The sequence below is a fragment of the Streptomyces racemochromogenes genome (assembly GCF_044129415.1).
GTDB lineage: Bacteria > Actinomycetota > Actinomycetes > Streptomycetales > Streptomycetaceae > Streptomyces > Streptomyces racemochromogenes_A.
Map to the genome: position 1 here is coordinate 33,588 of NZ_JBBDHD010000026.1, position 25,640 is coordinate 59,227.

A 25,640-nucleotide genomic window follows, 5' to 3' on the forward strand; every position below is an offset into this window, starting at 1 on the left:
ACACGAACATGTCGACTCAGGCCCTGGAGAAGACCGAGACGACTGTCCCGACGAGCACGGCCTCGGCGGCGAGGAAGACCACGGCCAAGCCTGAGAAGGAGCCCACGGCTGCGAAGCCTCGCACCGGATGGCGGCGCCTGGCTCCGAGGAATCAGGCCGGTGGGTTCTCCGTCGTGGTGTGGGCGGGGTTCTTCCGGGCCGTCGTCCTTCTCGCCGACTACCTGCTGGCATGCATCACGGCCGTGGTCATCATCCCGCTGCTGGGCGCATGGCTGCACCGGCAGTCGGGCGCATCCCGGGTTGCGCTCAGCGCGGATGGAACCATCGCCATGTGGCTGATGCCGCTCCTCTTCCTGGTCGCACTGCTCGTCGCGGGCGAGATCGTCGTGATGCGCGGCATGTGGCGCTGGGCAACACGGATGATCGCGAAGATCCAGGACGCCCGGGCCGAAGCGACCGGGACCGACGTCACACCGGAGGCCACGACCAGGACCCCCAACCAGAGCAGGACCAACCGCAAGAGGAGCAAGTGATGCGCACCGCCGGACTGACGATGAACGACGTATGGGCCCACCGTGTCCTGCGTGAACGAGGAGTGGAGACGTACCGGCTGGAGGGGGTGGTCGCCGAGCTCGGCGTCATGGTCGAATCGCTCGACCTCAAGCATCGGGGCCGGGAGGAAAACTACCGTCCTTATCTGCACATGACGGGCGAGCTGCGCTCGGTCACCCCTGCGAAGGCCCTGCCGTTCGGTATATCCCAGGTGATCTACTCCCCCGGCCAGGGCGAGAAGGTGGACGCCTTCTACGAGTTCGACGACCAGCAGCTGGTGGTGCTGGCCGGCAAGGGATACTTCACGAGTGGCTTCACCGTGCCCGAGCAGGTCACCGGGATCGAGTGGGAGCTGCCGGCCACGGCGGACGTGCTCGTCCTCGCTCCGTCGGAGGTGCAGACCGAAGGCGATGTGCCCGTGGTCTTCACCCGGATCCACGGCATCGGGGGCTTGGAGATCGATCTTGAGTCCAGCGGCTACGACCTCGCCGGCTACTTCGCCGACCAGTCCAAGGACGGCGTCCCGCGGGCCGAGGCCGTAGTCGACGCACGGGGGCTGAAGTCACGCTCGGACGCGATCAACCCGCTGTTCACCGAGGACGAGCTGGGCCTGGACACCGAGACCAAGCAGGTCGTCGGAGCGCCCGCGCCCGAGGCAGCGCCGGTGGCTGACGGCATGAACGCACGCTTGCGGCAGATCGAGGCGGAGATCGCCGCCGAACGGGAGCAGTACCAGACCGAGCGTGCGAGCACCGAGGGCACCACGGAGAACCTCTACCGGGAGCGCGTGGCTGCACCACTGCACAAGGCTGAAGAGCAGGGGGAGCCGTCCGCTTCCTCGGTCCCGACCCGTGAGGCGCAACGCGACCTGAACCTCGATCCCGACCTGGAGGAGGAGGCACGCCGACATGAGGTCGAGCCCGCCCCGAGCCTGGACGAGCGCAAGCTCCAGGTGGCCCAGCGTGCGGCCGATCTGGACTTCGGTGTTGACGACGAGCAGAGCTTGGGCTCCTGAGGACGGATCCGGCATGACGTGCGCGGCCCGGGGAGCCGGCTGACAGCAGGCGGGGCCCGTAGTGCATCGGTGGCGAGACAGGAAGGAGAGCGACGATGGGCCTGAAGCAGGACATCGTGATCGTGAATGAGTTCAGCGTGCCGCTGCCCGGCGGCAAGGGATCGCGCGGCGCGACGCCGGGCGACTACGTCACCCGCTACATGGCCCGCGCGCAGGCGACGGAGTCCCTGGCTCCGATCCAGCGTCTGCGCACCGACGACTTCATCCTGCGCTACACGGCGCGGGAGTCCGCCGTCGAGCGCGTCGGCATCTCGCGGGGTGCGACGAAGCACGAGATGCGCCAGGCGCAAGGCGACGGCGGCGTGGCCTTCGGCTACGGCTCGGTCTCGCTCTCGGACGAACAGCTCAAGGCGGCCGGCAAGGACATCCAGCACCACTTCGACGCGGGGCACACCGTGTTGAAGACCGTGCTGTCTTTCGACGAGGAGTACCTGCGGAAGCAGAAGATCATCGACGTTGACTTCCGCTGCGAAGCCCGCGGTGACTACCGCGGCCACATCGATCAGATGAAGCTGCGCATGGCGATCATGTACGGCCTGGAGCGGATGGGCTCGGGCACCAGCGGCTTCGACGACCTGCGGTACGTGGGGGTCATCCAGGTCGACACCGAGCACGTGCACTGCCACCTGGCCATGGTCGACGGCGGCCGGGGCCAGGTGACGAAGAACGGCACGCAGCGCGGCAAGCTACTGGACCGGCACAAGTCCCGGCTCCGCCGCGGCGTCGATGCCTGGCTCCACGAGAAGCAGGCGGTCGCTCACCTCTCCAGCGCCGTCGGCTACGAGCGGCGCAACGTCACCACCTTCATCAAGCGGTGGGCGCACGAGCGAATCCGTGCCGAGTCCCTGCCGCAGTTTCTGGTCGCCTGCCTGCCTGGGGACCGAACGCTTTGGCGCGCCGGCTCGGACGACGCTCGCATGCGCAAGGCGAACCAGCTGGTGACCGAACTCGTGAAGGAGCAGCTGGAACGTGCCGGGTCCCCGATGCCCGCGGCCATGGAGCGCATCGTCGACTACGCCAACGAGCGCCGCGCGAAGGAGTCTCTGAGCACGGAGGAATGGCAGCAGCTGGTCGAGCAGGGACGTACGCAGATCACGGAGCGCGCCGTCAACGGCATCTACCGGATGCTTCGGGCCATGCCGGAGTCGGAACTGCGAGTGCGCACGCCGATGCTCGAAGTCATGGGGATGGACTACCGGCAGATGGCGGCGCTGGCTGCAGATCGTCAGGGGGACCACGAGAACACGGAAGCCGATCTGGTCTCCTTCGGCTTCCGGCTGCGCAGCTACGCCTCACGTCTACGGCATCACCGGGAGAAGGTCGGGGTCTACCGCGATCTCACCCACCAGTGGGAACGGGCCGAGAAGGCCGGTGTGGCCGCCGAGGATTCGCGCCCGCTCTACGACTTCTATCGCTTCGAGGAGGGCTACCACTGGAGGCTGATGAGCAAGTACCGGCACTTCCTGCCCTTTGTCGGGGGTGCGGGCGCATGGTACGAGCAGCAGCAGGACGTGGCGGCTTACGGCCGGCGGCTGCTCTCGCTCATGGCCCTGCGCGCGGATGCCTCTCTGCAGCGGATGAAAGACTCCGAGGAGGCCGAGAATCTGGGCCGGACGATCTACGGTCAGCCCGGCGGCAGGCTCCTGACCGAGGGCATGCGCGGCTGGGCGGTGCTGGACGCGCGCATTCGGACGATGAAGCAGTCCTATGACCGGAAGTTGCACGGCCTCCGGGCCGATCTCGCTTCCTCCGGCCTGGTGCTGCGCGTGGGGTCGAGCGCCGAGCATCGGGCGGGTACGGAGACGGACGCGGTCAGCACGGACTTCACGGTGGTCGCCGGTACCACGTATGACTTCGACGAGGTCAAGGGCTTGGATCTACATCACCTGGGCTACGACTTCGTCACCGACGTCCGCATCGGGCCGCGCGCACACCAGGCCTTCGTCGAGACAGCCAGGGATCGCCGACGGCTGCTGCTCGCGGCGATGGACTACCTGGACCAGTCCGGTCAGGCAGAGGCAATTGCCGATCTGCCGGTGAACGATGTCGCGGCGATGACACGGGTGTCCCGGGAGCTGACATCCCAGCAGACGGGCCGGCGATCCGGCTCGCTCATGTTGCGTTCCAGCATCGCGGAGCTGCGCGCCGGGCGCGAACAGGCCGAGGGAATGCGGCGGACCAAGGCTTCCTCACTGGACGCCGGTCTGGTCGTGCAGGTCCAGGCCCGAGTCGATCAGGCTGTGGCCACAGCAGACACCGAGATGGCATTCGACTCGCATCAGCCGTCCATCTCAACCGCTTTTGAGCCCTGACAGACGAGCTGATCACAGTGGGGACAAGTGGAGGGAAGAGATCATGGCACTTCTCAAGGGCCCGGGCGCGATGACCGGAGTCAACCTCATCGCGATAGCCTACAAGAAGGGCTTCACCAGGGATCGCACGTCCCAGTACGCCGACGTCCAGCTTGACGCGCGAGACCTGCGCGGCCCGAAGCAGACGAACCTGCATCTGAAGTCCGATCGGGTTCAGGGCGAGGACGGCAAGGTCCGCTACACCAACGGCGCCCCGTACTCCACCCGTCAGATGGAGGAGATCGCCGAGGCCGCGGGGCCGAACACCGAGCCGATCCTGGACAAGGACGGCAACGAGATCGGCACCATCTACGGCTTCAAGGGCAATGTGATGCCCGCGACGCGCGGCACCGGCCTGGTGGTCAACACCAAGTCCGTCGAGGCATCCGAGTTCATGGTCGACAGCAGAACGCTGGACCGCCAGTCGGCCTCCATGCGCGCAGCCCGCGAGGCCCAGGCCGCGGCCAGGGAGTCACAGGCTCGGACTTCGGCTCCCGAGACCGGGCGGGAGCAGGCAACCGAGGTCGAGGTCGACCAGCCGACAATCGGCTGAGACCAAGGGCGAGGCCGAGTCAAGCCCTCGAAGGGCCCCTGGAATGACATCCAGGGGCCTTTCGCGACCTACGACCACGAGAGGTCGAGCACTGATCGCGCGGCCGCCTTCCAAGCCCCACATCCGAATGCCCTCACAAGCTCTTCTCGGCCCCTATTGAGCGCCCTATCGAGTGCGGCTCATGATAGGTTTTGACTGATTTCGCAGTCGAAACGCCAGCCCTGTCGAGAGGTCTTGTGCGGCATGTTTCAAGAGGTGCACCTCAACGAGCGCTACCGGCTCCTGTCCACACTCTCGGAGCCACTGAAGAAGGCCGAGCGCGACATCGTCGGCCGCGAGCACGAGACGACACAGCTGCTGGCCTCGCTGAGCCGTCCCGAGCTGTGCAACGCGCTCCTGTTGGCCGAGGCCGGCACAGGCAAGACGGCCCTGGTCCAGGCCACGATGCTGGTGGACAAGGACCGCCTCTACCTGGAAGTGGACCCCGCGCGCATGATCTCCGAGGCGGGCACCGCCGAGAACATGGCCGCGATCCTCAAGGGCTTCTTCGACGAGGCGGAGGACTTCGTCAGAAACGAGAAGCACGAACTGGTCCTCTTCATCGACGAGTTCCATCAGGTCGCCCAGCTCTCCGACGCCGCAGTCGAGGCGATCAAGCCGGTCCTCGCCGCATCGGGAACCCGCGGCATCAGGATCATCGCGGCGACAACCTACGAGGAGTTCCACAAGCACATCTCGCCGAACCAGCCGCTCGTCGAGCGACTGCAACGCATCAACCTGAACCCGCCCGACCAGTCGACGACCATCAAGATCCTGCAGGGCATGGCGGAACGATATGGGGTGGCCGACGAGTTCTACGACGACCACATCTTCCGGCAGATCTACGAGTACACCCAGCGCTACATGCCGGCCAGCGCTCAACCGCGCAAGTCGATCCTCGTGCTCGACTCCATGGTCGGCTGGTCTCGCCTGACGCACCGGCCGATGGACCGGGACCTGCTCTCGGACGTGCTCATGGAGACCCTGAACGTCAACGTGGCCTTCAAGGTCGACGGCGCGAAGATCAAGAAGCAGCTGGACGAGAAGGTGTTCAGCCAGGAATGGGCGACCGGCGCGGTGGCGCGTCGCCTACAGCTGGCGGTGGCGGACCTCAACGACAAGGGAAAGCCCATGGCGAGCCTGCTGTTCACGGGCTCCACCGGCGTCGGCAAGACCGAACTCACCAAGCAGCTGGCGAAGCTGCTGTTCGGCGATGACCAGCGGCACCTGATCCGTTTCGACATGACGGAGTACGCCGAGGACTCGTCATTCGCGGCCTTCCGCTCCGAACTCACCAAGCGGGTGTGGGACCTATCCCACGCCGTGCTGCTTTTCGACGAGGTCGAGAAGGCCTCGGCGATGGTCACGCGCGTGCTCCTGCAGGTGCTCGACGACGGCCGGCTCAACGACGACAACAACCGCGAAGTGAGCTTCCTCAACACGTACATCGTTCTGACGACGAACGCCGGCACGGAGATCTACAAGAGCATCTCGCAGTACGCCGCCGACGACACCGGCTCGGGCAAACAGCTGAGGGAGTACGAGAAGCTGATCCGCCGCTCCATCTCCTCGACGACGGGCGACAACCGGTTCCCGCCCGAGCTGCTGGGCCGCATCGACGCGATCGTACCCTTCCAGCCGCTGTCGCTGGCGACGCAGCAGAAGATCGTGCGGAAGAAGCTTCGGCAGATGGTGCAGGAGGTGTTCATCAAGCACAACGTGCGGGTCGATGTCGATGCGAGGGTGCTGCAGTACCTCATCGAGGACAAGGGTGACACCGACTCCGATGCCGGCGGCGCGCGTGCGGCCGTGGCGAGGCTGACCGACGAGGTCACGACCGCGGTGGCGACCTTCCTCAACGAGCACCCCTCGGAGCGACGGATCCGCATCGACGTCGTCGGCGACTTGGTCAGCGACGACAAGAACCTGCTGAGTTCCGATGCCTACATCGAGGTCAGTGCGGTGCGATGAGTCGGTAAAGGCCGGCACGGCCCAGTCGACTGGCAAGTCAATAGCCATTAGACGCCCTATAGTTGCTTACCTCGACAAGGCGGCGATAGGATGCTCGTAAACCAGGCGGACTGTGTTCTTTCGGCGAGGGGATCGGCATCGATGGGCATTCTGGGAGCGGCGGCGGTCCGTCAGAAGAAGGAACGGAAGAAGAAGCCCAATGAGCTTCTGGCCTCCGTGGTGAGAGAGACGGCGATCCCGGCAGCGGTCGAGTTGCTGCGGTCGAACACTCCGTTCGTCTTTCCCAGCGGCACGGCCTGGGTGATGCTCGTGCTTGCTGCCGAGGAGATCGGCGGCTTGAGCATGCGGCACGGCCGGGACGAGGCGAAGGGCTCGATCATCGAGCTCATCACCTCCGACCAGATCCGCACGGTGGCCACGGCAGAGATGCTCGAAGAGGAGGTCTTCGGCATCATCCCCACCGACGAGACTCTCGCGCGCATGGAGGAGTACTCGCTGCTCACCGGTGCCACCTACGCCTGGGCCGTCGTGTGGCAGCAGCCCGGCGGCGATCTGCTCGTCGATCTGGTGAACGATGCGACCTTCGCCCAGGCGCGCTTCGTCGCCGCAGGTATCACACCCCTCGAAGAAGCCGTGGGTAAGAAGGCGTGGGAAGAACACAGCGGCCTGGTCGCCGAGGCTGGGACCGCCGATTCCACCCCGGCGCTCCTCGATGAGGACGAGGGGGATGCGATCTTCGATGAGATCCCCGGTGACGGTGGGCCTGAGGAGGACCTGGACGACGCGCCGCGTTTCAGCGACGTCGTCGACGACGATGAACGGGTGGACGCACCCGTGTTCGACGCGGACGACGTGGGCACCGTTTCGGTCGAGTCGGAGCCGGACTACGACGGCGACGAGGTGACCGGCTACGAGGGCTTCGACGAGACCGACGCCGGCTACGACATCGAGGGCGACCGCCAGGAAGCCGGCGACGCCGTGCCGCTGGCGGATCAGGCCCAGGTACGCGACGTCATCGCCCGCCGGTTCCTCTCCGAGGAGCTGGACTTGGACGTCCGGCTCGACGAGTTCGACGCGACCTTCGCCATCGGCGCACCGGTCGTACAGATCGCCGTGCCCGAGGGAGCGACCGAGTGGCTCGGCGACCAGGTCGCCCAGCTCAACCGGCAGGCCAACGCGGACTTGACGCAGCTCCGTTCCGCGCACGAGGTCGAGCTGCGTGCGCTCTACGTCAACCTCATGTCGGCGCACACCGAGCAGGTCATCCGTGCGGTGGCCACCGACCGCGAGGGCTCCCGGTACAAGCTGTTGAAGGACGCGGCTGAGGCTGAGCACCAGCAGCGGCAGGCAGAGAGGGAGGAAAAGGCCCGGGCCCGCCGGGCGGAGATCGCCAAGGACTATGAGGCGCAGGCCGCCAAGGTGGCCCAGCAGGCGGCGCTTGCGGCGGAGCTGCAGTACAAGGAGCGCAACCGCTCACGGATGGAGCGCGAGCAGATCGACTCCGTTGCCCGGATCGAGCGGGACATCGAGGACACCCACGCGCACAACCAGCAGGAAATCCTGCGGGTCCGGCGGTCGGACGCGACGCTGAAGATGCAGACCGGGCAGACGCGGATATTCGAGGTGCTGGCCGAGCGGCAGTCGGAGTACCTGGCGGCCGAGGAAGAGCGCCTGAGCCGGTGGAAGTCCGAGATCCAGCGAATCGTCGACGACAACCGCAAGGCGGACATCGCCCAGTTTGAGGCGCTGGCCGAGCACCAGCGGACCACGGACGAGATCGGCATCCTGCGCCGGGAACAGCAGGACCTCCTGGAATCGATGCGCTCTGAGCACGCCGACCGGATCCGCCGAATGGAGGACGAGCTCGAACGCAACCGCAAGGACGCCATCACGCAGATGGCGACTCGGGACGCCGAGTGGCAGCACAACCTCAACCTGGAGAAGGAGAAGACCAACTTCCAGGTGACGCGGGTCACCGACCTGCTCAAGCAGCTGACGACGGTCGAGGATTCGGCGGCCAGGCGGTACGAAGCCCGTCTGACGGAGATGCAGGCCGACAAGGAGGCCTACGCCAACGAGCTGGCGCGGGCTTCCGAGATGCAGAGCCGCTCGAACAAGATCCTCGTCGTCATGATCGTCACGCTCTCGCTCCTGATGGGTGTGGCCGGCTTCATCGTCGGGGTGCTCTACATCCGTTGAGCGATCCGGTCATGACCGACGGGGTGATCTGACGGCGCACGGGGGGCGTTCCCCATGCGCCGTCGTCGTCTGCGCAGCCGGGCGCAACGGACAGCGGGACAGCGAAATGGGCGAGGGTCGAGAGTAAGGAATCACGATGGCCACGAACAGACGGAAGGCGGCACGGCCGAAGGCGAGCAGCTGGGAGAAGATCTCGGCGCGGGAGCCCGGCGAGACGCTGACGAACCGAGACGTCCACGACAACCAGCAGTTGGACCGCAGCAAGTTCCTGACCCTGAGGTCGACCAGACCGGGCATCGTCGTCGCGGTGATTACCGGAGTGCTGGTGACGGTGGTTGCCTGGGTCCTCTACTCGTTCATCGCCGCGGCGGTGCTCTCGGTGGGCGTGTTCGTGGGCTCGGGTGTGTCCGGCAGCGGCAGCGGCACGCCGAGTGCGTACTACGTTCAGGACACCATGACGGGTGCGGGCGGTTCGGTCGTGAAGTGTTACCGACCCCTGACCCAGGACGGCAACCCGGACGTGAAGGCGAAGTGTCACCCCAGCGCTGAGGCTGTTCCGGTCCCCGTCTGGTTTACCGCGGCGAAGGACGGCAAGCTCGGCGGCGGCAGGCCGGCTGAGCCCAAGAAGAGCGCGACGACGGTCGGAGAGCAGCTGGCCGAGGTCTCGGGGTTCAAGCTTTTCATCACGCTGGGCTCGGGTCTGATGGTCGCCCTGGCCATCGGCACGTGGTTCTCGCGGAGGGTCGCCGCGGCCAACCTGATGAACACCACGAGCGACATCAACCAGTACCAGAACGACCAGCACATCGCTCTGCCGGAAGAGATCCAGCAGAACTACGACTGGTTCCCTGACGCCGGTGCTCACTCCAGCGTGCAGGTCAGCTCGATGCTCAGCCACATGATGCTCAGGCAGAAGGGTCTGGGCACCGTCGAGGTCGCCCAGCGCGCCAAGGAGGACGTCACCGATGAGGAGGGGAACCTCGTCTATTACGCCGGCGAGGTCATGGACGACGACGAAGGCAGTCCGCTGACGCGGACCCTGCCGATCATCGACGAAGTCTTCGGCGACGAGCTGTTCGAGGCTTCCGGCCTCCCCGATGACAAGACCCTGCGGCAGAAGTACGACGCCACACGCATCCCGTACAACCCTGACGGCAAGAACCGGGACAAACTCGGCTTCGGATCGAGCACGCACAAGACCGTCGCTGCCCTGATCAAGGAGGACTGGACGTTCCCGGAGTACGAGGTCCAGCGCCCTGCCGGGGCGTACGTAGTCGATACCGCGCCGGTGAACACCATGGTGCTGGCCATCACCCGAGCGGGTAAGGGCCAGACGTACATCGAGCCGGTCATCGACATGTGGTCGCGCGAGAAGAAGCCCTCGAACATGGTCATCAACGACCCCAAGGGCGAGCTGCTGGTGAAGAACTACGTGCCCCTGGTCACGCGGGGGTTCGAACCGGTGCAGTTCAACCTGATCAACTCCATGAAGACCGACATCTACAACCCCCTGGGGCTGGCGGCCGACGCAGCGCGTGAAGGCAACTTCACCAAGTGCGCACTGTATGTGGAGAACATCGCCGGGATCTTCTTTCCGCTCGACGGCGGCGAGGACCCGGTCTGGCCCAATGCCGCCAACAACGCCTTCAAGCGCGCGGCCTACGGACTCATCGACTTCTACCTCGAAGAGGAACGGGAGCTGCGCAGCGCCGCAGCCGTGCTGAACATGGACCCGGCGCTGCTTGAGCAGAAGCTCGATGACCTCTGGGGCAAGGTCACGCTCTACAACTGCTACCAGCTCTTTGTGCAGATGAGCTCGAAGAAGATCAAAAACCCTGAGGCCGAACTGGAAAAGCGGGTCAAGGCAGGCGAGTTCGAGAACGACGCGGACGCCCTGGCCGAGGAGCAGGAGAAGGCTGCGTCCCGGGCCTTCATGTGGGAAGGCAAGGCCGATCAGGACATGCTCAGCCTGTACTTCAACGCGAGCGAAGCGCTGCCCCGCAACAACATGCGCACGATGGTGGGCAACGCCCACAACGCGCTGCGCTCGATGGCAGGCGCAGAGAAGATGCTCGCCTCTGTGTACGGCATCGCGATCACCGCCATGTCGTTCTTCACCGACCCCACGATCTCGACGCTGACCTCGGGCAAGCCGTCGCAGAACACCGACCTGGCCGGCCTGAGCTTCCCGCGTCGGCTCGGCGTGCGCTTCGCGCCGAACTACGTCAAGCGCGATCACCTCGTCGGTCAACAGGCCGTGTGGTCCGCCTACGCGGACCCGATGTTCACCAGGAACCTCGGCAAGGACTTCGAGCACGAGGAGATCGTCGGCCGCGAAGGTTGGGCCCGGTACAACTTCAAGGGCAGGTTCCCCGGCGCCGAAGCCTGGCTCAAGCTGGAGCTGGTCAACCCACAGACGAAGATGCTGCTGCGCACCTTCTACTTCAGCTTCACGAAGACCCACCAGGTCTCGCTCAATGGCCGGCACTACGTGGTCGAGCCGGTGACGGGCAAGAAGATCGTGAAGAACGGCGTGATGCGCGAGCTGAAGCCGGTGCGTGAGGGTGGCACTCGGGACGGGAAGATCCTGTCCTTCCAGGCCGGGGACACGCTCTACCCGGACACGCGACTCGACTTCTCCGGCGGCGGCAACCCGGAGAAGGTCTCGTATCAGGCACGGGCGATCACGCAGAAACTGTCTCGCTACTCGGAGTCCCCGAAGGCGCTGTTCCTGGTGACTCCGCCTCACCTGATGAAGTACGCGAAACTGATCCTGATTCTGGTCAAGCAGCTGTTCGACGTGAGCGCCGACCAGTCGTACATGACGAAGTCGAACCAGAAGCCGCTCTACCGCACGCGGTTCATGCTCGACGAGCTCGGCAACCTGCAGTCGGAGGGCAAGGGCATCGACGGCTTCGCGACGATGCTCTCCATCGGCCTGGGCCAGGAGCAGCAGTTCACGCTCATCCTGCAGACCCTGCAGCAACTGCGAGACGTCTACGGCGAGAGCGTCGACAAGATCGTGCAGGGCAACACCTCGAACATCGTCTTCTTGAAATCCACGGACGACTCGATGATCGAGACGCTGGAGAAGATGAGCGGCAAGACTCACCGCTCGTACAGGGACAGCAAGCAGATCAGCCAGGATCTCGACAAGGTCATCGGCGGCAAGACCGAGGGCCGGGTCTCCTACACGATGAGCACCAAGGAAGAGCCGCTGATCAGCTACAACGACATGGCCTTCCTCTCGCCGCGCAACTCGATCGTGTTCCGGGCCGGCGATGCGCCGATCTGGAACCGCAACCAGACGATCCTGCCGATGTCGGTCCGGCTACTGAGGGACACGATCAGGCACCCGGGGCACACGTACTCACTGCAGACGATCCCGACGCTGTCCAGTGCCGTGGACTTCGACGTGCGGATGAACCAGCCGGACTTCGTGAAGATGCTGGAGAAGCGCATGCGGCAGGCGGTCAAGGCCGCGGACGCGAAGGCGCAGTACAAGGAGATCTACGGCTACCGGGAGGTCGACATCGAGCGCCTGGACCCGGATGTCTACGCCGACGAAGTCATGGAGGTCATCACGACGATGACCACGGTGGACGAGGGCCATGACCCCAACGCTCCGGTGGTCGTCGACCCCGACGAGTACGAGGGGATGAGCATGTTCGACGAGGACCAGTTCATTGAGAACGTCGAGGTCGGTGTCGCAGTCGCCGAGAGTCAGGCGGTCAGCGTCGAGCGGCAGCGTCTGCTCTACGCGGAGGGGACGATCAGCAAGGAGATGCTGGTCAATCCCGACGGCTCGGCAAAGGTCAAAAGCCTGGACATCGAGATCGCTGAGGCCTACAAGTCCGCGCAGACCGAGTTGGAACAGGATCGCGAGCACTTCTCGGTCGGCGGCGGCGGCGAACTGCGCAGCGCCGATGGGTCTCAGATCTACATCAGCCGGATCCGCTCCGACGCATACGCCGAGGCCGCCCGCCGGATCAACGGTCACGTGAAGGACGTGGACTCGCGGGTGTTCGCGGAGGAGGACGTCACCGAGGAGGACCTGAAGTCGCTGGCGACGGTGAAGGTCCACTCGGCCTTCTACCAGTACTTGGCCTCGCTGCCGAGCTGGGAGGTGCTGGCCGACGGCCGGTTCGACAGGGCGATGGCCATCGAGATGAACTCGAAGTAGCCGGTGGCCGCTGGGGGTCGGACAAGGATCACAACCAGTGCCGAGGCCCTCTCTCCCCCAAGATGGACAGCCCCGGCACTGACCTGTCGAATAGCTTCCCACTCTCTTTCGATAGGCGATGTAAGCTCTATGCAAGCCGGAGCGTCCACAGGAAGCTGATTGACTATGAAGAAGGCACGCGGACTGCGGAAGTACTTCTACGAGTACGTCTACTACAAGGCAGTCGAGCAGGCCCGGGTGCAGGCCGGACAGGTCATTCCAATCTCTCAGGCCAAGGCGATCCGCGTCCGAGTCGACGACATCCTCGGCCGGCGGGGCACCGCACTGGCCGACCCCCGGCTGGGCATCGCGGACTGCCTCTCCGCCATCGACCAGGCGTTCGCGGAGAGGGTGTCCGACTACGAGCCGCAGTTCGGTGATCATTCCCCCCGGAACGAGCGCTATCAGCAGTTGCAGCGGGAGTTCACCCGCGTCACCGGTGTCGGTGCCCAGGTCGACTCCCAGTCGGCCCGGCTGCCGATCAGCCCCTATGACCCCGACTGGTCCGAACGCGCGACCGTGAAGCGCGCCGGAACCGCGCTGCTGTACCTGCCGGACGAGACGATCGGACGCGTGGCCGGCGGCGAGGTGGAGACCCTGGCCGACCCGCGGCGCGGAAACATGGTGCTCTGGTGCATCGACGGCAACGGCCGGCCGTTCGAGGCAGGCCGCGCGATGACGAACGACGACGCCGCGGGACTCACCGCGCTCATGGACAAGATGAGCCGGCAGGAGTACGCCCAGGTGCGCGAGTGGGTCATCGACGGCGGCCGGAACCCGCAGACGAACCGCGTCGACGGCAACCGCTTCATGTCCCGGCGCGCCGTGGCGCGCTCGGCAGCACTGCTCGAAGAGCTGAAGGCCCAGGGCGTGTCCTACGCGGTGATGCGCGACCGCGAGCCAGGTCAGATCAAGGCGAAGATCGCTGGGACCGGCATGGAGATCCGCCTCATCGACACACGCCAGGAGGAGTACGCCGGAGCTCGGATATACGACAACGGCACCGTGCTGCGCTACTCGACGAACCACCGGGTTCCCGGCGGCATGGCGGTCTACTCTCCCTCGCCGGCGGAGGCCGTCCAGCTCCTGCGCTTCGCCCAGGGACATCGCGTCGAGCGTACGGATCTTCCGGGGCGCGCCGCCGGCGAGACCGGCGCGACGCACCAGGAGCCCGGCCGTGGCCGCATGGTGGTGGATGTGCCCGACAGCTACCACCTTGACCGTGAGTCGATGTTCGTGGTCGGCGACTACGTGGCCCCCGGTGAGTCCGGCCCTCGGCCCGGCTCGAAGGTGATGCTGCGCCGGGACGCGAAGAACCGCTCACTGCCGGCCTTCTTCCTCGACGCCGAGTCGGCCGCGGCCTATGCGAAGACCGCCGTCGAGAGCGCTCGGGAGAACCTGCGGGCAGCCCTCGGCGTCGAGGAACTCATTGCCCGTGCCGAGTCGGAGCTGGAGCGAACCGGCGGACAGCTGGATGCGATCGAACCGCCGGAGTACTCGGCTGACTCCGAGGTCGCTGCGATCCAGCGCTCGTACTGGGACGTGCTCACAGGCGCGCACAGCGAACTGCTGCGCCCGGGTGCGACCGAAGAGATGTACCAGCAACGGCTGGAGGGGATCGGCGAGCTGCAGGCCGAGGAGGCGCCCGAGATGGGCAACCTTGTCTACGGTGGCACCGCCGTCGGGAAGGTCCGGCAGCACGCTGAGGACGTTCCCTTCGAACTCATCGGGACCTGGGAGGCGCAGCCCCACGACCTCGACGGCGAGTGGGTCGACCAGCGCTTCAACCCGGAGCGGGTGGCGCGATACATGACCAGCCCCACCGGGCAGTGGTCGAACCTCGACAACCTCGCCTCAGCGCTTCGTCGTTGCGAGATCTCCCCTGACGAGATGATGGGCTCGACCTTCCAGACGACCCGGTTCAAGGACCGGCTCGTCCGCTTCAACGCCGAGCGTTCGGTGCCGATCGCCGATCACGAATCCGCGTTCATGCGGCGTATCGGGGTCACGGTGCGCGAGAGCATCGAGCGCAACGCGGCGACAGTCGCCGAGATCCTGGTCGACGATCACGGCGTCATTCGCTGGAGTGGCGAGAAGCTTCGCCGTGACGGCAAGGGAACTCCGATCTCGGGCGAGATCGGCCAGGTGTTCGATGTCGGCGAGTACGGCGAGATCACCACCGCCTTCGCCGGCGGGCAGAACGCCCTGATCGTGCCCGGCTACGAGGCCACGATCACGGCCCAGACTCCGGGCGAGGCTCCGACCTCGGTCGAGGAGCGCACGCGCCTGCGCGGCTACGAGCAGCTCATGCACGAGCGCATCCAGTACCAGATCGCCGGTGACGTCATCACCGGGCGGAGCGAGACCGGCGAGCCCTCCTCGCTCAACTCGGTCTACTCACAGCTTTACGGCACCAAGCACCCCATCGACTACATCGAGCGCGCCACCACGTACCGGCGGGACGAGTCCACCGGCGAGATCAGGGCACACCTGGACGAGTGGGCGGCAGCGATCCTGCAGACCGAGGCGCGCCGTGTGCGCTACTCCAACGAGGTCAAGGCCGGCTCGACCGTCTACGCCGAGTACAGGGCCCAGCGCGACCGAACCGACCCGGCTGATGACAACCACTTCGACGCCTGGCGGCTCACCGGCGGGCGGAACATGGCGGTGCTCACCGGCAAGGACCGGAACAACGTGGCAGCGCCCAGCGGCTACTTCGACCCGGTGATGACCGGAGGCGGGACCAACCAGGGCATCGTGCGGTACCTGACCACTCAGGCCCAGGTCGACAGCGATGGTCGGATCGTGCCGGGCGACGAGAGCGTGGCCGGACGGCGTGCGCCGCTCATGGCTCTCCCCGAGCTGGAGACGCTGCGGTACGACCCGTTCGACCGTCAGCAGATGACGGCCTCGACGATCATGCAGTCCTCTGAGGTCACCGCGCCGGCGAAGACGGCGCTGATGACCTTCGGCGGCTGGACGGCTGACGACCCGATCGTGGTGTCGAAGGAATTCGCCGGGCGCCACCGCATCCGCGGGGCCGGCGGTCGGGAGCGCGCTCTCGTCGTGGGCGACAAGATCTCGGATCTGCACGGCAACAAGGGCGTGATCTCGCTGATCGTCGACCGGGACATGCCTCTGCACGACGCGCGGCAGCAGGCCGTTGTCGAAGAGGTCAACTGGTTCCGGGCCAACCCGGATCTGGACGTGGTGATGAGCCCGTTCAGCCTCATCTCCCGGCGCAACGCGGGCTCGGCGCGCGAGCTGATGAGCGGGAACGTCTCCGATCTGCGCTCGCCCAACGGAGAACTGCGGCCGAGTGCCCTGGGCGAGATGCGCTTCGTGGTCACCCATATGGCCGTCGACGAGAAGACGAAGATCTACGACGACGAGCAGGTGCGTGCCGGCAAGGGCCGTAAGGCCTCCGCTCAACTGGCGTGGGCGCTGCAGTCTCAGGACTGTCCGGCGATCATGCGCGAGTTCTACGGCCACAACAGCGGCGCCGAGTCGAGCCTGCGCGAGTACCTGCTGGTATCCGGCATGGACATGGACGCTGACGGCACGCTGCGCGTGATCGGCCAGGCCGAGGGCCTCGACGAGCGAACCGAGCGTCGGTTCATCCCGATGCCGGACTTGCTGCGCACGCAGCCGCGCAAGGCGGGCCAGCTCCCGGGACTGAACACCATGGCGATGCGCAAGTCCTTCGGCGACCTCATCGGCGACCGCGGTGGCGACATGGAGATCCCGTTTCCGCTCACGTATCCGACCGGCGAGCAGACCGAGACGGCGAGCACGAGCTCGTGGAAGCTGCCGGTGATGTCCTCGCATCTGCGTAGTGGTCAGGAGTTCGAGGATGGGTCCTCCGTCACGCACGACTACACCCGCAGCTACCAGGACGTCTTCGTGGAGGCCTGCCGCTACCGCTACATGGCCGAGCAGCTGGACGGCCAGGGTCTGTCCGCCGAGAAGCGCGCCGAGGTGCGTCGCGGCATGAGCGAATCGGTCTCGCGCGCTCAGCGTGCCTTCGAAGCGATCACGACCGACGTCCAGAACCGAGTGCTGACGGGCACGAGCAACATCTTCAAGACCGGGCTGATGTCCTCACGGCTCACCGACTCGGCGACGATGGTGTGGACCGCAGACCCTCGGCTGGACGTCGACCAAGTCGCGCTCAGCTCGGTCAAGGCTGCGAAGTTGGGGCTCACCGAAGGCGACCACGCGCTGGTGTGGCGTGACCCGGTGCTCCGTGACGCCGGTGTGCGCTACATGCGGGTCGCCATCGACGACCGGCTCACCGGCGCGGCGATCAACCCGGTAATGGACGCTTGCTTTGACGGCGATTTCGACGGTGATGCCGTCGCCGTGGTGAAGCTGCACAGCGAAGCGGCCAAGGCTGAAGCCCTGGCAAAGCTCTCGGTGCCGGCCAACCTGTTGGACACCGGAGTGGTCAAGGGCGATGGTTCACACCCGCTGGCCATGCAGGTGTCGCTGGACACACAGGTCGCGCTCTCCAAGAACGCACGAATGGCTCATGAGTTGGAGAGTTCGCGGAGCGAGGCCAACCGGCTCCGGCTGCGGGCAATCACGGGTTCGGATTCACCGCAGGACATCAGGCTCGCCCAGCAGACGGTGACGGAGGAGCTGAGCGGGCTGTACCGCCGGGCGCAGCGTGGCGAGTTCGGTGCGGCTCTGACGTTCTCGGATCGCGAGGCACACCTGCAGAGCGTGCGCGAGGTCTGCGTCAAGACCGGCGCGAAGGGGAGCGAGAAGAAGCTGGAGGACTACGCCCGGAACCTGGGCGATGCACAGGGCACGCCCGGCATCACCCAATCCGACCAGGAAGCCTCGATGTTCGCCACGGCGATCAAGACCCACGGCACCGGCCTGGGTGGCTCGTTCAGCCAGCGCGCCGTGCGCGCGCTGCGCGGCGAGGATCTCAAGGCCGTCCTGGAGGTCACCTACCCGGTGACCCAGTCGATCCTGCAGGCGAAGCACGACGCTGCCGAGGCCCGGCACAAATACGCGATGCTCCAGGGCCCCGGCCGTGATCTCTGGAGGGGCCGCAGCATCGAACGTGTCGGCCCGGGCCAATGGCGCACGGCGTTCATGGACGGTGAGCCCGTCCAGGCCACGGCCGAGGAGTGGGAGAAGCAGTTCATCGAGTTCTACGAATCCAAGGACGGCTTCGGAGTCAGGGTCAACCCGGAGTACGTGGCCCGCGTGGCCAGTGCGCTGGAGGACCCGGCGACCGGGCTCATCCGCAACCTGGAAGAAGACCTGTCGCTGCGGGGGACCCTGATGGACCGGATGGCCTACGTCGGCACGTTCGCCGATCTGGTCGAGGCGGCCAAAAACCGTGAGAGCGTCTACGACGGTGAGAAGAACGAGCAGTTCGCGTCCTCGGCGGCTCTGAAGGCTCGGGTGCGGATGTCGTGGCAGCTCGATCGGCTGGGCTCCACCGAGAGGCACGGCCTGGACCACGCCGTGATGGCCGTCGATGACTCGGTGGTCAAGCGCGACGTGATCTCTCCGGACGCGGCGGCATCCCGCACCCGCGGCCCGCAGCGCCGCTCCGCGCATGCGGTGGTCGTGGGCGCGAGGCGCCCGGTCTACACGCCGAGCATCGAGATCGATCAGCCCGAAGTCGACGACGACTACGGGATGGGGTACTGAGATGGCACAGCACAAGGAACTGGGAACAGGACCCGCGGGCCGCCGGCGCGCGACCAAGGTGCTTCCGGTTGGCGACGATCGGCTTCGGACCGGTGCGCCGCGGGGCAACACCTACGCCCGCTGGGACTCGCGCTCGGACGAGCCGATCGACACCGAGGTGATCGACGAGCCGGGGCCGCAGGACGCGGACGGTGCGCGCGCCTGGCGTGAGCGGCTCCGGGACCGTGCCCGCGCATTCTTCGGTGAGAAGACCCGGAAGCGGATGGCCGACCGTGACCGCGTGCACGGGATCGACGTCGACCGGGCCGAGGACGAGAGCGAGACCCTGGATCAGCGCGAGCAGTTGCTCAAACTCAGGGCGGAGACGCGGCTGGCCTGCGAGAAGTACATGGCCTCGCTGCGTGACTCGAAGCTGTTGGTGCCCGGCTTCACCGACGAGGAGCGGACGCAGGATCTCGGCGTCATGCACCACGTCTACATGCAGATGATGATGCAGTCCTGTCTCAAGCCGCTCTCGCGCGGAGTGAATGCCAACTCGATCATCCAGACGGTCGGCATGGTGATGACGATGCGGATGCTCGCCCCGGATTTCAAGAAGGAGATGGACAGCTACCTCCAACCCCTCAAGGACAAGATCCAGGAGCGCATCGACACCCGGACCCGTGGCATGGTGGCCTTTGCCGAGAGCGGCGTCACGCACCGGCAGAGGATCTTCAAGGACCTGCCGAGCGGGGCCCGGCGCGAGCGCCTGATCGGCAGCACGGATCCGCGTGACCACCTGTCGAAGAAGTGGCGCACGCGCTTGGACGCCATGCAGCATCGTGAGCGCGGCCACCGGGAGATGTTCACTACGGACTCGGCAGCCATGACCGAGGTCGCTCTCATGGAGAACGCCTTCTGGAAGATGCGTGAGCCGGGCGCGGACGTCGGCCTGATCCGCGAGAGCCACCGGGCGCTGCGCAAGCGCCTGTACGAGCAGATCAGCGAAGACGGCCTGGAGCGCCGGGAGGTCGTCCAGCGCGCCCGAAAGATCATCGGCGAGCGGATGGAGTACGAGCCCGAGCTGCGCACCATGTTCAACGGCGTGGCCCACGGACGGATCGTCAAGGCCCCCGCACACGAGGCGCGGATCGCGGGCTCCGACCGGGTCCACACGGTTTGGAGCGGGGAGTTCCACGACCAGTTGGGCCGGCGTCTGCCCGAGGACGGGATGTTCACACTCCGCCGGCCCATGGACGCGGACGCCCACCAGGTTCAGCTCGCCGAGACGATGAAGACCTCGCTTCTCGACGCGCTGGGCCGCGGCGACAAAGAGGCCTACGGAGGCAACATGCTCGGCTACCTGGTCGGCTTCGCGGCGCAGAAACAGGGTCTGGACACCAGCGGGCTGCCCACCACGCTCCAGCACCGCCTGGACCAGTCCGAGGTGATGATCGCGAGCATGGACATCGACGGCCTGCCACCCGAGGAGCAGCAGCGGGTCTACTCCAACGCCTATGTCGACGCGATGGAGGCAGTGAACGAGAAGTACCCGGATCTGGAGGCGGAGCTGAAGCGGAGCCTCGGAGAGAACTGGCAGCGAACACTGCAGACGGCGGTCTACGACCCCGGGGCCTTCTTCGAGGAGCAGCGGCTCAGGCCGCGGTCGCGCCCTACGGGTCCGTCGGCCGAGCAGGAGGCCGGCCCGCAGAACGACGGCCCGAACGCCGAGGCCGACTCCGAGGACTTCCAGCGAACCTGAGCGCGATCCCAGAACACGAACGAGGAGCAGGAGGAAGGGCTTGAACCAGGAACAGAACGAGGGACAGCAGGTCAGGTTCGGATCGCGCTTCGCGCGGATGTTCGGCTACGTCACACCGGAGGATCGGAGCCGATGGGAGCAGCAGCGGGCGCAGAACAAGCCGCACGTCAGCGCGCTCCGGCAGGGCGCGACGTCGGCACTGAGTTCGATGATGGAGTTCGGAGAGCGCAACATCGGCGCGAAGCTCGATGCGGCCCACCGCGTGGCGGCGCAGCAGCGGTTCGAGGAGTCTCACGACAAGGTCCTGAACCAGCGCCGCGATCCGAACACGCGGAACATCATCGAGTCGGTCGTCTATGAGCCCAAGGGCGACCGGGAGGGCATCGAGCCAGATCTGGAAATCTAGCCGGATCGGCAACGGCACTGGAGCGGTCAGGGGCGGTGAGGCGGTCACACTCACGAGCTTCGGCCGCTTCTAGCTGCAGGAACACAAGGGTCACAAGGTGCGCTTCGGTACGACGCCTCAGCACGGACTCAGAGAAGGTCGGGGATGCCGGCAGAGAAGAAAACACCCGTGATACCTGCAGGCATCACGGGATTTTCTTCCTGGATGAGATGAGTGGAGGTCACTCGAACTGGTGGTCAGGCTCGTTCATGGATGGCGTGTCGAAACTGCCGGTCAAGCGCTGCCTGGGTCGCGAGGGACTCGCAATCGGCTCGCGCTGCGCGGCCAGCTCGGCGAGAGTGAAGCCCACAGGGCGGCCCAGACGCTGGCCGGCCATGTAGTAGGCCTGCCCGTTCGCGCGTTCACCCAGGGCGATGATCTCGCGGATGACGGGCTCGCCCGGGCCCTGGGGCGCGCGCTCCCGCCAGACGATCCGGTGCGAGGGCTTCGCATTCGGATCTGCGCCGACGTACGTGGTCTCACAATCGGAGAGATCGGGATAACTGGGCATGTACCCCAGCGGGTGCGTGCCCGGCGCGCCTTGCTGGATCCGGGCCAGCTGGTTGAGAGCCACGCGCAGGAGTCGGCCCTCCGGTCCTTGAGGTTTCCTCAGCGCAGCGTCGTGGAGAGTCTGGAGGTCCTGCTTGAGACCGGCGGTCGGCAGGATGCGGATGACAGGCCGACGCTCACTCATGACGCTTGTTCTGCTGGGCAGCACGATGGTCATCCGCCCACTGCTGACCGAGCGGGCCGAGGCTCTCGGCCAGCTCCTCGACGGTCATGCCCGCCTCGCCGGAGGCGTCGGACTCCTGGATGCGATGGGAGAGCTCGGCCTGGAAATCAGCCTCAGCGTGGACGTGCGCCGCGTGGTCGTACTTCATGAGGCGCACGAACGCCGCGAAGGGGATGATCGCGGCCTCGGGCTTGTTGCCGTCTCCGAAGATCAGCGGCGTGACCTGGCCGCGGCGATAGAGGTTCAGGACCGTGGCGAGGTCCTCGCGCCTGAGCTGGTCTGTCGGGACGACATTGACAGAGAACTTCGGGAGCTCGGCGCCGGGACTGCTGCCGCCGTGGGCCTTGTCGTTGCGAGTCATACCTTCATTATAGTCAGTCTGGATTGACTCGTTGTCGACTCGCATACGAGGGTCATCGTCGAGTCTGCATGGACGTCGAATGATGGCTCACTCCATCCCTGAGAGGCGAGCCAGGCAGGAGAAGGAGCAGCTCGTGCTCAAGTCCCGCACGGTGCGGACTGGGGCACGGGCTCCGATTCATGGACAGTCACGACGGCTCGCACTTGACGGCGTGGTCGGGCGTTCGGCCTGGCGATCGATGGTTCGAGGAGCCCTTGGCGACTCCCTCGGACAGGGCTCGCACTACCATTCAATTCCTTATTGCATCGACATGGATTAGACTATGATTAGAGTGTTAATGTTACACGCGAGTGACTCGGCATGCTATTCATAGAGGAGTGGGGACAGGGATGGCGGCTACGGTTCAGGGGCCGGAGGGGCCGGCGTCGAAGCCGACGGCACAGACGAGAACAACCGCCGGGAGTCGCACCGGCCCGATGGGCTTCGGCAACGGGCCGCTGATCGCGGTCGGCGTCATGGCGGGCGGAGCGGCGCTCTTCGCCGGCTGGAGCCTGACGCAGCTCGCGACTTCCGACGGCGGCTTCAGCCGGACACTGCGGGGCAATCACGCCCCGGCCGAGGTACCGGGGAACTCCGACGAGAAGTACGCCGGAGGCAGCAGCGCCCAGCAGCCGAGCGAGGGCGCCACGGGGAAGCAGGACGAGAGCGGGGCGAGTCCGGCTTCGAGGCCCGGTCGCGGCGGCGAGGACGAGCCCAACGGATCGAACACACCGGCCCAGCCCGCGCCGAAGTCGAAGCCGGACACCGTCGCGCCAAGCGATACGCTCGCCGCGATCTCAGAGGCGACGGGGGTTCCGATCAGCATTCTGATCGAGGCGAACAAGATCCCGGATCCGGACTTCATCGACGCGTGGGCCTCGTTGCTCCTCCCACCGGCATGACGACGCGACAGTGCCATCAGGGCGTCGTCGTCTCTTCACGGACCCGCGTGAGCCGGCCCACGGCATTCCTGTACTCGACCCGGGTTCGACGCGCGGATCAGCTGTGCCGATCCCCCTCGTCGCGAGATCGCAGCGCCTTGACGGCGACAGGGATCGGGCGACCCCGCCGGCAGCCTGACCGGCGGGGTCGCCCGATGGACGGGATCGTGATCCCTCACGCCGCATCAGCCTCATCGGACTCACCGCGACCAAACAGGAATCCGCGGACCTCGCCGTTCTTCATCATGTCCTGCAGGTGCACCAGGAACACCGCGCGCTGCGTGGCCCGACGATCGGCCACGGGCTCGTACGCGCGCAGCACCTTCAGGTTGACGACCCAGCCGTTCTCCCGAGAGATGGCCTGGTCAAGCTGCGAGTCCGGCACGACGTCCATCCCGGTGAAGTCATGGTCGAACTCGGAAGCAACGTCCAGGTGTTGGTTCGGTCCGTCGACGTAGAGCGTGTCGACGCCGACCTGCCGGCCGGCCTCGTCGAACGCCACGAGGAACACGCGATCTGCCCGAGTGGTGTTGTCGACGTGGACCGCTGCGACGTTGACATCAGCGAGGAAGCTCGTCTCCTCGAACCGCTCGGAGACGCGGGCGCGAGCCTCGTAGCACCACATGATGCGCCGGGCTTCGTTGAAACCTTTGAACTCGCCAGAGTTGGACACCTCTGGGTGAGACTGGATCATCGGTGGGATCCTTCCAGGTTCCTGGGCCGTTGCTTGACCGGGTCCGGTGGACCCGCCTTGTACAGGGCGGGTAGTTCAGCGATGGACTAACCACAGGGCATAGGATCGACGCGCGAGCAGAGCCCCACCATCAGGTGCGCGATACAGAAACGTACGTTAGATGCATGGATCGATCAAGCCGGTTTCCGTTAGGGTTCTCTCATCGCCAGCCGAGGTCTAGACCGCCAAGTCGCAGGAGTACATGTGCCACGTCAATTCGACGGCAGCCGAGTGCGAGCTGTCAGACGGGGCAAGGAGCTCAGCCAGAAGGAGTTGGGCGCGAAGGTAGGCGTCCGCGGCCCCACCGTGGCGCGATGGGAAAGCGGCGAGGAGTTCCCCAAGGGGGAGAAGCTCCCGGGGATCGCGTCGGCACTGGGTCAGGACCTTGACGTCCTCTTTCCCTACGACGGGCCCGTGGACCTGCAGTTGCTCCGCTGCGACGCCGGCCTCAGCGTGGCGCAGGCCTCCGAGGCCATCAACGCCAGTCGCGTGCCGTTGAGCAACGCGGAGTCCGGCAGGCGTCGGCTCCAGGACGCCTACGTGGGACCTCTGTCGCGCGCCTACGGGGTGACGGCGGAAGAGCTGCTGGCCGCGCAGGACGTCTCGTTCGGGCTCCGCAGGGCGCGGCCGCCGAGGGAAGCTCGTCCGTCTGCACCTCGCACCGTCGGCGAGAAGATCAACTATCTGCTGGAGCACGGGTACGCGGGCCGGACACCTCCGTCCAACGAGCAGATCGCGCAGGCCGTCAACGAGCACAGCGGCACGACGCACATGACTGCCGATGACATCGCCACGCTGCGTTCGGGAGCCCCGACGACCGCCTCGGGCGCAGTACGCGCCGGCCTCGCCCATGCTCTCCAGGTCGACATCGCCCTCTTCCAGGACGACGCCGAGTTGAGCCCTGCGGCCGGTGAATTCCTCGAAGCCATCCGCTTCCTGGGGTCGATCCACCAGGGCCAGATCCTCGGCCTCGCCGCCCGGGGCAACCAGGCGGGTCTGTCGGCCGACATGATGGCCAAGATCAACGAAGTCGTCGGAGAGCTGAAGAACAAGCTGCCGGGCGAGCAGAGCGAGCAGTGACGCCGGCGCCACGCCTCGACAGCGCCGCCAAGCCGTCCGCCCGGCCGTCGACCACCTCGCAGTGAGGTGGTCGACGGCCGGACCGGGCGCCTGCTCGGGGGACGGCTACGGCGCGGCGGTGAGGTCCACGCCCAGCAGGTTCGACAGGTCGACCACCGTCTGCTTGGGGTCCTTGTTGTGCACCCCCGCGAAACCGAGCTGCTCCGCCGCCTGGACGTACGCCTCGGTGTCGTCCACGAAGACGCACTGCTCGGCAGGCATCTCCATGAGCTTGAGCGTGATCTCGAAGAGCTCGGGGTCGGGCTTGCGCAGCTGGTGGTGCTCGGAGATCACCACGACGTCGTACAGCTTTTCGAGGTCGTAGCCGTCGTAGAGGTCCCAGGGCGCGAGGCCCACCGAGTTGGACAGGATGCCCACCTTGATCCCCGCTCGCCGCGCCGCGGCGGCCGCGTTGATCAGCAGCGGCTCCGGACGCAGCCCTCCGAAGATCCTGCCCATCAGGTTGTCGGGAGAGACGCCCAGCTTCTTGCCGGCGAACTCGTTCCACTCGGTCTGGCTGACCGCTCCGCGCTCAAGGTCGCTGGTGATCCGGACGCCCTCTTCGTCCTGGTACAGGGCCGAGATGCATGCACCCTGGGGAAGCCCTTCACGCTGCTCGAAGGCGAGCACCACGGGCAGGAGCGGTGTGGTGAGCACGCCTCCGAAGTCGAGGACGAGGCCGGTGTGCTGAGACATGCGGGAACTCCAGTGCTGAGAATGTGGGCGCCGCCCGTACCGGACAGCGCTGCGGCCCCGGCATACGCGTGGCGGCGACAGCGCCTGCGCTTCGCTTTCCAGGGTCGGCGGTATTTACAGGGCGGAAGACGATGCCACCCACTGTCTGGCCCACGGCACAAGCCACCTCTTTGCGGGACTGGCGGCCCCGCCCGAAT

Annotated in this window: 16 protein-coding genes; 12 read left to right on the forward strand and 4 right to left on the reverse strand. The window is 66.2% G+C overall.

Annotation, left to right across the window (positions count from 1 at the left end; all coding sequences use genetic code 11):
• Positions 1-8: 8 nt before the first annotated feature.
• From WDV06_RS13140 to WDV06_RS13185, 10 genes are all read left to right on the forward strand, one after another.
• A complete protein-coding gene (locus tag WDV06_RS13140) occupies positions 9-533 on the forward strand; it encodes a hypothetical protein (RefSeq protein ID WP_395509873.1) in 525 nt (174 codons plus the stop codon).
• A complete protein-coding gene (locus WDV06_RS13145) occupies positions 533-1,567 on the forward strand; it encodes a hypothetical protein (RefSeq protein WP_395509874.1) in 1,035 nt (344 codons plus the stop codon). Before WDV06_RS13140 ends, WDV06_RS13145 begins: the two co-directional genes overlap by 1 nt.
• Positions 1,568-1,662: 95 nt before the next feature.
• Positions 1,663-3,939 (forward strand): relaxase MobL, encoded by a 2,277-nt coding sequence (gene mobL, locus WDV06_RS13150; protein ID WP_395509875.1) that lies wholly within the window; start codon positions 1,663-1,665, stop codon positions 3,937-3,939.
• A 43-nt stretch (positions 3,940-3,982) separates the two neighbouring features.
• Positions 3,983-4,531 carry a hypothetical protein gene (locus WDV06_RS13155; RefSeq protein ID WP_395509876.1) on the forward strand — a complete coding sequence of 183 codons (549 nt, stop codon included), beginning with the start codon at positions 3,983-3,985 and terminating at the stop codon, positions 4,529-4,531.
• 255 nt (positions 4,532-4,786) lie between these two features.
• Positions 4,787-6,541 carry an AAA family ATPase gene (locus WDV06_RS13160; RefSeq protein ID WP_395509877.1) on the forward strand — a complete coding sequence of 585 codons (1,755 nt, stop codon included), beginning with the start codon at positions 4,787-4,789 and terminating at the stop codon, positions 6,539-6,541.
• A 141-nt stretch (positions 6,542-6,682) separates the two neighbouring features.
• Complete coding sequence (locus WDV06_RS13165) at positions 6,683-8,740, forward strand: coiled-coil domain-containing protein (protein WP_395509878.1); 2,058 nt, start codon at positions 6,683-6,685, stop codon at positions 8,738-8,740.
• A gap of 136 nt (positions 8,741-8,876) precedes the next feature.
• Positions 8,877-12,923, forward strand: coding sequence for a type IV secretory system conjugative DNA transfer family protein (locus WDV06_RS13170; protein ID WP_395509879.1), 4,047 nt, complete (start codon positions 8,877-8,879; stop codon positions 12,921-12,923).
• Positions 12,924-13,088: 165 nt separating this feature from the next.
• Positions 13,089-18,635: a hypothetical protein gene (locus tag WDV06_RS13175; protein ID WP_395509880.1), complete on the forward strand. Its 5,547-nt coding sequence runs from the start codon at positions 13,089-13,091 to the stop codon at positions 18,633-18,635.
• 1 nt (position 18,636) lies between these two features.
• A complete protein-coding gene (locus WDV06_RS13180; protein WP_395509881.1) occupies positions 18,637-20,376 on the forward strand; it encodes a hypothetical protein in 1,740 nt (579 codons plus the stop codon).
• Positions 20,377-20,416: 40 nt separating this feature from the next.
• A complete protein-coding gene (locus WDV06_RS13185) occupies positions 20,417-20,782 on the forward strand; it encodes a hypothetical protein (RefSeq protein ID WP_395509882.1) in 366 nt (121 codons plus the stop codon).
• Positions 20,783-21,002: 220 nt separating this feature from the next.
• Here the strand turns inward: WDV06_RS13185 and WDV06_RS13190 are convergent, their stop codons facing one another.
• Complete coding sequence (locus tag WDV06_RS13190; RefSeq protein WP_395509883.1) at positions 21,003-21,548, reverse strand: hypothetical protein; 546 nt, start codon at positions 21,546-21,548, stop codon at positions 21,003-21,005.
• The gene (locus tag WDV06_RS13195) at positions 21,508-21,915 is read right to left on the reverse strand and encodes a hypothetical protein (protein WP_395509884.1); all 408 of its coding nucleotides are present in this window, start codon (positions 21,913-21,915) and stop codon (positions 21,508-21,510) included. The genes WDV06_RS13190 and WDV06_RS13195 overlap by 41 nt, the downstream gene beginning before the upstream one ends.
• Before the next feature lie 476 nt (positions 21,916-22,391).
• Here WDV06_RS13195 and WDV06_RS13200 point away from each other — a divergent pair, with 476 nt between their 5' ends.
• A complete protein-coding gene (locus tag WDV06_RS13200; protein ID WP_395509885.1) occupies positions 22,392-22,856 on the forward strand; it encodes a LysM peptidoglycan-binding domain-containing protein in 465 nt (154 codons plus the stop codon).
• 214 nt (positions 22,857-23,070) lie between these two features.
• Here the strand turns inward: WDV06_RS13200 and WDV06_RS13205 are convergent, their stop codons facing one another.
• Positions 23,071-23,589 carry a hypothetical protein gene (locus tag WDV06_RS13205; protein WP_395509886.1) on the reverse strand — a complete coding sequence of 173 codons (519 nt, stop codon included), beginning with the start codon at positions 23,587-23,589 and terminating at the stop codon, positions 23,071-23,073.
• Positions 23,590-23,859: 270 nt separating this feature from the next.
• Between WDV06_RS13205 and WDV06_RS13210 the strand changes: the two genes are divergently transcribed.
• Positions 23,860-24,708 carry a helix-turn-helix domain-containing protein gene (locus tag WDV06_RS13210; protein ID WP_395509887.1) on the forward strand — a complete coding sequence of 283 codons (849 nt, stop codon included), beginning with the start codon at positions 23,860-23,862 and terminating at the stop codon, positions 24,706-24,708.
• Between the two features lie 105 nt (positions 24,709-24,813).
• Here the strand turns inward: WDV06_RS13210 and WDV06_RS13215 are convergent, their stop codons facing one another.
• Positions 24,814-25,443 (reverse strand): HAD-IA family hydrolase, encoded by a 630-nt coding sequence (locus WDV06_RS13215; RefSeq protein WP_395509888.1) that lies wholly within the window; start codon positions 25,441-25,443, stop codon positions 24,814-24,816.
• Positions 25,444-25,640: the final 197 nt, after the last annotated feature.

Bases quoted from the DNA above. Each gene is read 5' to 3' on its own strand.
- WDV06_RS13140 (WP_395509873.1), top strand. From the start codon at position 9: ATGTCGACTCAGGCCCTGGAGAAGACCGAGACGACTGTCCCGACGAGC.
- WDV06_RS13145 (WP_395509874.1), top strand. From the start codon at position 533: ATGCGCACCGCCGGACTGACGATGAACGACGTATGGGCCCACCGTGTC.
- mobL (WP_395509875.1), top strand. From the start codon at position 1,663: ATGGGCCTGAAGCAGGACATCGTGATCGTGAATGAGTTCAGCGTGCCG.
- WDV06_RS13155 (WP_395509876.1), top strand. From the start codon at position 3,983: ATGGCACTTCTCAAGGGCCCGGGCGCGATGACCGGAGTCAACCTCATC.
- WDV06_RS13165 (WP_395509878.1), top strand. From the start codon at position 6,683: ATGGGCATTCTGGGAGCGGCGGCGGTCCGTCAGAAGAAGGAACGGAAG.
- WDV06_RS13170 (WP_395509879.1), top strand. From the start codon at position 8,877: ATGGCCACGAACAGACGGAAGGCGGCACGGCCGAAGGCGAGCAGCTGG.
- WDV06_RS13175 (WP_395509880.1), top strand. From the start codon at position 13,089: ATGAAGAAGGCACGCGGACTGCGGAAGTACTTCTACGAGTACGTCTAC.
- WDV06_RS13180 (WP_395509881.1), top strand. From the start codon at position 18,637: ATGGCACAGCACAAGGAACTGGGAACAGGACCCGCGGGCCGCCGGCGC.
- WDV06_RS13190 (WP_395509883.1), bottom strand. From the start codon at position 21,548: ATGACCATCGTGCTGCCCAGCAGAACAAGCGTCATGAGTGAGCGTCGG.
- WDV06_RS13195 (WP_395509884.1), bottom strand. From the start codon at position 21,915: ATGACTCGCAACGACAAGGCCCACGGCGGCAGCAGTCCCGGCGCCGAG.
- WDV06_RS13200 (WP_395509885.1), top strand. From the start codon at position 22,392: ATGGGCTTCGGCAACGGGCCGCTGATCGCGGTCGGCGTCATGGCGGGC.
- WDV06_RS13205 (WP_395509886.1), bottom strand. From the start codon at position 23,589: ATGATCCAGTCTCACCCAGAGGTGTCCAACTCTGGCGAGTTCAAAGGT.
- WDV06_RS13215 (WP_395509888.1), bottom strand. From the start codon at position 25,443: ATGTCTCAGCACACCGGCCTCGTCCTCGACTTCGGAGGCGTGCTCACC.